Here is a 7,505-nt window from a genome sequence, read left to right on the forward strand (position 1 = left end):
CTGACCCGGCCTGCGCAGCCGCGTCGGGCGCCTGGAAGGATCGCGGGCAACGATCCGAGCCTCCCCCGGGCTCTACTGGGCGAGGAGGCACTTCATGCCAGAAGCCACGAGGGACCGCGATCGCGAGTTCCAGGAGTTCACCGCCACCGCCTGGCCGCGGCTGCTGCGCACCGCGTTCCTGCTGGCCGGGGACCGGCACACCGCTGAGGACCTCGTGCAGCAGGCGCTGGAGCGGGCGTACGCGGCCTGGGGGCGGGTGCGGCGCGCTGACGATCCGTCGGCGTACGTGCGGCGGATCCTGTTCAACGAGCACGCCCGCCGGTTCCGCCGCCGGGCCCCGGAGCAGTTGGTCGCCGCCGTACCGGACCGGCCGGCCGGCGACGGCTACGGGCTGCTGGACACCCGCGCCGCCCTGCTGCGCGCCCTCGGCACGCTGCCGCCGCGGCAGCGGCAGGCCGTCGTGCTCCGGTACTGGGAGGACCTGAGCGAGACGCAGGCCGCCGCCGTCATGGGCTGCTCGGTGGGCACGGTGAAGAGCCAGACCGCGAAGGGGATCGCCAAACTGCGTGCCTCCTCGACCCTGGGTGACCTGGACAGCATCGGAGCGACGGCATGACCGAGCAGCACCTCGACGCACAGCCCGCCCTCGAAGCACAGCTCGCCGACCTGGCCGGCGCCGTGCCCGTCGGCCCGCCCCCGCTGGCCCAGTTGCTGACGGGCGGACGCCGCCGGCTGCGCCGGCGCCGGACGGCGGCCGTGACCGCCACCGTCGCCGCCTGCCTGCTGCTCGGCGGCACGGCACTGCTCGGCCCGGACCACCGCTCGGCCGCCCCGGTGCCGCCGGCCGGCCCGCCGAGCCCGAGCGCGCACGGCGGTCGGACCTTCGGCCCGCTCGACCCGTTCACCCCCGACCGCGCGGTGGTCGGTGAGGGCACCACCCCGAGCGGCCAGCACTGGCAGGCCTGGGTGGCGCGCTGGCCGGCCGCGACCGAGCAGCAGAGCCTGCAGCAGGCCCAGCAGATCTGGCAGGAGCAGCACGCCGCCGGCAACCTGCGGCTCGAGCCGACCAAAAAGTCCCTCGAGGGCTCCTGGGTGGCGTACCTCGACGTGTGCGACCTCTACGTCACGGTGGACGGCGTGCGGCAACCGCTGGACGCCGAGACGCTCGTTCCCGGCCGTGCCTCCGAGCTCAACGCCTTCGCCTCCCGGGACCAGCCGGGCCTCGCGCTCGGGCGCCGCCCGCTGTACCCGCCGAACGACCACCTCGACAACCACCTGGGCGACCAGTGGCTGACCTTCGTCGAGGTCCGGCCCGAGGTGACCAGGGCGGTGGTGCACCAGGCCGACGGCAGCACCCTGGAGCTGCGGCCGGCCGCGCTCGGCGACTCCTCGGTGCACTGGATCGCCTTCGCCCGCTCCGACGCCGCCAAGGGCGGCACCCTGGAGCTCTACGCGGCGGACGGCACCCTGCTCGGCAGCAGCGGCCACTGGTTCGAGTGACCGCGCCGGAGGCGCCGGTCGCTCAGGCGTCCGGCGCCACCCGGGCCAGGCCGTTGATGATTCGGTCCATCGCATCGCCGCCCTGCGGGTCCGTCAGGTTGGCCAGCAGCTTCAGGGTGAACTTCATCAGCATCGGGTGGGTCAGGCCGCGCTGGGTGGCGATCTGCATCACCTTCGGATTGCCGATCAGCTTCACGAAGGCGCGGCCCAGCGTGTAGTAGCCGCCGTACACCTCCTTGAGCACCTGCGGGTAGCCCTGCAGCGCCCGCTCCCGGCCGGCCGCGGTGACCCGGGCCTGCGCCTGGATGATGGTGCGCGCGGCGATCTGGCCGGACTCCATCGCATAGGCGATGCCCTCACCGTTGAACGGGTTGACCATGCCGCCCGCGTCACCGACCAGCAGCAGGCCGCGGGTGTAGTGCGGCTGGCGGTTGAAGGCCATCGGCAGCGCGGCGCCGCGGATCGGGTCGGTCATGTTCTCGGGGGTGTAGCCCCACTCGGCGGGCATCGAGGCGCACCAGCTCTTCAGCACCTCGCGCCAGTCCAGCTCGCCGAAGGCCGGCGAGGAGTCCAGGATGCCCAGGCCCACGTTCGAGGTGCCGTCGCCCATGCCGAAGATCCAGCCGTAGCCGGGCAGCTGCTTGCGCTGGCCGCCGCGGGTGTCCCACAGCTCCAGCCAGGACTCCAGGTAGTCGTCACCGGAGCGGGGCGAGGTGAAGTAGGTGCGGTAGGCCACGCCCATCGGACGGTCCTCGCGCCGGTGCAGGCCCATGGCCAGCGAGAGCCGGGTGGAGTTGCCGTCGGCGGCCACCACCAGCGGCGCCCGGAACTCCACCTCGCGCTTCTCCGCCCCCAGCCGCGCCGTCACCCCGGTGATCCGCCCGGTGCGCTCGTCCAGCACGGGGCCGGACACGTTGCACTTCTCGTACAGCCGCGCCCCGGCCTTCTGCGCCTGACGGGCCAGCAGCTCGTCGAAGTCGGCCCGCTTGCGCACCAGCCCGTAGTCGGGGAACGAGGCGAGCTCGGGCCAGTCCAGCTCCAGCCGGACCCCGCCGCCGATGATCCGCAGCCCCCGGTTGTGCAGCCAGCCGTTCTTGGTGGAGACGTCGATCCCCATGTCCACCAACTGCTTGGTGGCCCGCGGCGTCAGCCCGTCCCCGCACACCTTCTCGCGCGGGAACTCGGTCTTCTCCAGCAGCAGCACGTCCAACCCCGCCTGCGCCAGGTAGTACGCCGTCGCCGACCCGGCCGGCCCGGCGCCGACCACGATCACGTCCGCAACACTCTCAACGGCGTTCTCGGTCACGACGGCCACACTCCTGACTCCTGGGACGGACCTCGGCAGTCTACGGGGTGCCGGCCACGGGTTCCGCGATGCTCCACAGGTCGTCGAAGCGCTGGATCCGGCGGGCCAGCTTGTGCGCCTGCAGGACCAGGCGGGTGGTGGCGATCACCGGGGTCCAGTTCGCGGCCAGTGGCAGCGCCCCTGACACCTCGTAGCAGAGCTGCTGGTCGAAGAGGATGAAGTCGAACATCGGGTCCACCGCCTCGGTGGCCCGCAGGTCGCTGGCCCGCAGCGTGCGGACCGGTGCCGGACCACCGAGGCCTCCACGTCGCCGAGCTTGCGCTCGACGTCGACCAGGAACTGCACCATCAGCAGCGCGCCGCCGACGAAGGTGGACAGCACCGGGGTGGTGGCCGTGGACTGGTCGGTCAGGTTGGTGACGGCTGATCACGCGCCGTGCACTGCTCAGGCCTTGAAGCCGCGGTGCAGGGCCACGATGCCGCCGGTGAGGTTGCGCCAGGCGACGCGGGTCCAGGCGGCCTGTTGGAGGCGGGCGGCGAGGGCGGGCTGGTCGGGCCAGGAGCGGATGGACTCGGCGAGGTAGACGTAGGCGTCGGGGTTGCTGGAGACGCGGGACGCGACCGGGGGCAGGGCGCGCATCAGGTACTCGGTGTAGACGGTGCGCAGCGGGGTCCAGGTGGGGGTGGAGAACTCGCAGATCACCACCCGGCCGCCGGGCTTGGTGACCCGGTGCAGTTCGCGCAGCGCCGCGTCGGTGTCGTGCACGTTGCGCAGCGCGAAGGAGATGGTGACCGCGTCGAAGACCTCGTCGGCGAACGGCAGCCGGGTGGCGTCGCCGGCGGTCAGCGGCAGCTCGGGGTGGCGGCGCTTGCCCTCGGTGAGCATGCCGACCGAGAAGTCGCAGGGGACGACCTTGGCACCGGCCGCGGCGAAGGGCAGCGAGGAGGTGCCGGTGCCCGCGCCCAGGTCGAGCACCAGGTCACCGGGGCCGGCAGCCACCGCGTCGGCCACCGCCCGGCGCCAGGCCCGCGCCTGGCCGAGCGAGATCACGTCGTTGGTGCGGTCGTACTTGGCCGCGACGTCGTCGAACATCGCGGCGACTTCGTGCGGCTGCTTGTCCAGGTTGGCTCGGGTCACGGACCCCATTGTTCACCCTGGCGGCGCGCCGGTTACCGCAGGGCCCGCCGCGGCGAGCGGTGGCGCCGCCGGGAGCGCTTGCCGTGGGTGATGGCCGGCATGCCGTCGGCCAGTGCCTCGGCGGCCAGCGCCATGGTGGACACCACCGCCTGCGCGCTGCGCACCGCGGGGCTGCGGAAGTGGCGGCGGATCCGCAGTACGCACAGGGCGCAGACCAGCAGCGCCACCGGCACGCTGATCTGGGCCAGCCGGATGCCGGCCGCCTGCGGGTACTTCTGGTCGCACAGCCGCACCGCACCGGCGTCGGTGGCCGCGTGCTCCAGGCAGATCGAGTCGCCGACCCGGGCCTCGGCGGGCAGTTGCAGGTCGGCGGCGGAGTGCTGCTGGCCGCCCGCCTGGTAGCTGACCGCGCTGTAGGTGGCGCTGCCGCCGGAGAGCTGGGTGATGGTGCCCTGGACCCGGACCGGGTCGGCGCCGATCTTGTCGGCCAGCTCGGTCTGCCGCCAACCGAGCAGGCACATGCCGAGCGCCACCACGGCGCTCAGCACCGCCGCGAGGTACCAGCCGCGGCCGATCCGGGGGACGGCGGACGGGGACGGAGATCGCATTTGCTGGGGTGACCTGGATTCGGATAGGGGCGTGGTGAGGTGGACCGACGCACCTGGGACGGGTAACACCGGACCGGTCGGATGGTAGCCGCTGACGCGGTCCCAGGTCACGGCGAGTCCGAATCAGACCGACTGCGGATCAAGGGAGTTCGGATACTGACGGGCCGCCACATCCAAGGCCGACGGACGGTCAGCGGCGGCGGAAGACGATCCTACCGGCCAGTACGGTGGCCAGGCAGGGTCCGTTCTCGGCCGCGGGGACGGCGAGAACGGCGAAATCCGCCCGCCCGCCGACCACCAGCTCCGGCGCGGCCGCCCCGGCCGCGACCACCGGCAGGCCCGAGCGCCGCACCGCCGCCAGCACCGCGGGCGCGCCGAACGGCCCGACCAGCGCGGTGGTCCCGGCCGCCAGCAGCCGCTGCACCCCGCGCCGGGCACTGCCGCCCAGCCCGCCGTAGTGCCCGTCCGCCAGGTCCGCGGGCAGCGGCACCGGATCGGTGCCCGCCTCCTCGCGCGGGTCCGGGTGGTAGCTGTGCTCCAGCAGCTGCACGGCGTCCGCCGCCAGCCGGCCGGCCGCCAACCGCGCCTGGCCCCAGTCGCGCACCCGCGCGCCCGGGTGCGCGGCGGCCAGCTCCGCGAACGCGCCGAGCCCGGCGATCCGGTCGTCGTGGACCAGGACCGCCGGGCCCGTCGAAGCCCGGTGCAAGGTCAGCATCGGCCGCGGCTCGGGGAGTCGGACATCAGGCGTTGTCGAGGATCTTCAGCTCCGGGTGCGCGGTGCCGCCCTCGATCGCGGTGGAGGCGATGTGCGAGGCCACCCGCGGGTCGACCGGGTCGTTGGCCGGGTCGTCCAGCACCCGCAGGTGCTGGTAGGTGGTGGAGCGCTGGGCGGGGGTGCGGCCCGCGGTGCGGATCAGGTGGATCAGCTCGGTCAGGTTGGAGCGGTGCTTGGCCCCGGCCGCCGAGACCACGTTCTCCTCCAGCATCACCGAGCCCAGGTCGTCCGCCCCGTAGTGCAGCGAGAGCTGGCCGGCCTCCTTGCCGGTGGTCAGCCAGGAGCCCTGGATGTGCGCCACGTTGTCCAGGAAGAGCCGGGCGATGGCGATCATCCGCAGGTACTCGAAGACGGTGGCCTGGGTGGAGCCCTTGAGGTGGTTGTTCTGCGGCTGGTAGGTGTACGGGATGAAGGCCCGGAAGCCGCCGGTGCGGTCCTGCACCTCGCGGATCATCCGCAGGTGCTCGATCCGCTCGGCGTTGGTCTCGCCGGTGCCCATCAGCATGGTGGAGGTGGACTCGACACCCAGCCGGTGCGCGGTCTCCATGATCTCCAGCCAGCGCTCGCCGGACTCCTTGAGCGGGGCGATCGCCTTGCGCGGGCGCTCCGGCAGCAGCTCGGCGCCGGCGCCGGCGAAGGAGTCCAGGCCGGCCGCGTGGATCCGGCTGATCGCCTCCTCGATCGAGACGCCGGAGATCCGCGCCATGTGCTCGACCTCGGAGGCGCCCAGCGAGTGGATCACCAGCTGCGGGAAGGCCTGCTTGATCGCGGCGAAGTTCTTCTCGTAGTACTCCACGCCGTAGTCCGGGTGGTGGCCGCCCTGGAACATGATCTGGGTGCCGCCCAGCTCCACCGTCTCGGCGCAGCGGCGCAGGATCTCCTCCAGGTCGCGGGACCAGCCCTTGTCGCTCTTCGGCGGCACGTAGAAGGCGCAGAACTTGCAGGCCGTCACGCAGACGTTGGTGTAGTTGATGTTGCGTTCGATGATGTAGGTCGCGATGTGCTCGGTCCCGGCGTAGCGGCGGCGGCGCACCGTGTCGGCGGCGGCGCCCAGCGCGTGCAGCGGGGCCGAGCGGTAGAGCTCCAGCGCCTCCTCGGCGCTGATCCGGCCGCCGGCCGCGGCCCGGTCGAGGACGGACTGCAGGTCGGTGCTGGGCGCGGCGGGGGGCGCGGCGAGCTCGGTCACCTGCGGCCTACTTTCTTCCGAGGGCTACGACGTGCGGCTCCGGGGCGCCGGTCGGGGATCGCCGGAGCCTGCGGAGTGCGACCGAACCAGCCTACGCCAGGGGGTTCAGCCGACCTTGTGCAGAGTCGCCGTGGGGTTGCCCGCGGCGCCGTCCGTCGACGTGTACTTCAGGGTGCCGTCCGACTGGAGCTCCAACTGCTCGGCGGCGGCGCCGCCCGAGCAGGCGCCGGCCGGGTTGGCCCGCACCAGCCGGGAGCTGAAGACCAACTTGGTCGCGCCGGCCGAGATGAGCTTCCACGCGCCGTCGCAGCGCACGCTGAGCACCCCGCCGGAGGCGCCGTTGACGCTGGTGGTGTTCTCGGCGCCGAGCGCGGCCGGGCGGACGGTGACGGTGGTGGTCTCGCCGAGCAGCGAGCCGAGGGTGGAGGTGGAGTCGGTACCGGTCCAGGTGCCGAGGAAGGCGGCGGGCACCGCGTCGGGGGTGGACGGCCCGGGAGACGGCGGGGCACCGGGGGTGGCGCCGGCTGACGGCTCGTCGGCGGCCGCCGGGGTCTCGTTCTGCGGGGTCTTCCCGGACGGCTCGTCGGAAGCGGCGTCGGAGGCCGCGCCGGACGGGGTGTCGGAAACCGACGGCCCGTCCGCCGTGTCCCCCGCCCGCGAGCTCCACGGGTGCACCGCCAGCAGCCCGCCGCCCGCACCGACCACCAGCGCCGCGCCGGCCAGCAGCAGCGGCCACCGCCGCCGGCCGGCGGGGCTCGCCGGGCCGGGCCGGCCGGGCGCCGCGGCGGCGTCCACCGCCTGCTCCCCCTCCAGCTCCAGCAGCTCCACCGCCTGCCGCCCGACCGCCTCCGCCAGCACCGGCGGCAGCCAGCCGCCCCGCCCGAGCCGTACCGTCCCGCTCTCCCCGGCCGCCCCGAGCGCGGCCAGCCGCTGCCCGAACTCCTGCGGGGCGGGCCGCTGCTGCGGCTGCTTGGCGAGCGCGGCCGCCAGCAG

General features: G+C 73.8%; 9 protein-coding genes. 2 read left to right on the plus strand and 7 right to left on the minus strand.

Annotated features, from left to right (window positions below):
* The first annotated feature begins 94 nt into the window (after positions 1–94).
* Together C7C46_RS11685 and C7C46_RS11690 are read left to right on the plus strand one after the other, a co-directional pair.
* Positions 95–616 carry a SigE family RNA polymerase sigma factor gene (locus C7C46_RS11685; protein WP_110668523.1) on the plus strand — a complete coding sequence of 174 codons (522 nt, stop codon included), beginning with the start codon at positions 95–97 and terminating at the stop codon, positions 614–616.
* Positions 613–1,500, plus strand: a complete 888-nt coding sequence (locus C7C46_RS11690) for a hypothetical protein (protein ID WP_110668524.1) — start codon at positions 613–615, stop codon at positions 1,498–1,500. Before C7C46_RS11685 ends, C7C46_RS11690 begins: the two co-directional genes overlap by 4 nt.
* Positions 1,501–1,522: 22 nt before the next feature.
* On the opposite strand, the gene C7C46_RS11695 is transcribed toward C7C46_RS11690, so the two are convergent.
* From C7C46_RS11695 to C7C46_RS34945, 7 genes are all read right to left on the minus strand, one after another.
* The gene (locus tag C7C46_RS11695; RefSeq protein ID WP_110668526.1) at positions 1,523–2,815 is read right to left on the minus strand and encodes a geranylgeranyl reductase family protein; all 1,293 of its coding nucleotides are present in this window, start codon (positions 2,813–2,815) and stop codon (positions 1,523–1,525) included.
* A gap of 31 nt (positions 2,816–2,846) precedes the next feature.
* Positions 2,847–3,035 carry a hypothetical protein gene (locus C7C46_RS11700; protein WP_110668528.1) on the minus strand — a complete coding sequence of 63 codons (189 nt, stop codon included), beginning with the start codon at positions 3,033–3,035 and terminating at the stop codon, positions 2,847–2,849.
* Positions 3,036–3,250: 215 nt separating this feature from the next.
* Positions 3,251–3,943: a demethylmenaquinone methyltransferase gene (locus tag C7C46_RS11705; RefSeq protein ID WP_110668547.1), complete on the minus strand. Its 693-nt coding sequence runs from the start codon at positions 3,941–3,943 to the stop codon at positions 3,251–3,253.
* A 32-nt stretch (positions 3,944–3,975) separates the two neighbouring features.
* Positions 3,976–4,551: a hypothetical protein gene (locus C7C46_RS11710; RefSeq protein WP_110668530.1), complete on the minus strand. Its 576-nt coding sequence runs from the start codon at positions 4,549–4,551 to the stop codon at positions 3,976–3,978.
* Positions 4,552–4,741: 190 nt separating this feature from the next.
* Positions 4,742–5,266, minus strand: a complete 525-nt coding sequence (locus C7C46_RS11715) for an imidazolonepropionase-like domain-containing protein (protein WP_110668532.1) — start codon at positions 5,264–5,266, stop codon at positions 4,742–4,744.
* Between the two features lie 25 nt (positions 5,267–5,291).
* Complete coding sequence (mqnC, locus tag C7C46_RS11720) at positions 5,292–6,512, minus strand: cyclic dehypoxanthinyl futalosine synthase (RefSeq protein WP_110668533.1); 1,221 nt, start codon at positions 6,510–6,512, stop codon at positions 5,292–5,294.
* A 105-nt stretch (positions 6,513–6,617) separates the two neighbouring features.
* Positions 6,618–7,505: serine/threonine-protein kinase (locus tag C7C46_RS34945; protein WP_484421948.1), on the minus strand; the 888-nt coding region annotated here is incomplete at its 5' end.

This window comes from Streptomyces tateyamensis, assembly GCF_003205575.1.
Lineage (GTDB): Bacteria > Actinomycetota > Actinomycetes > Streptomycetales > Streptomycetaceae > Kitasatospora > Kitasatospora tateyamensis.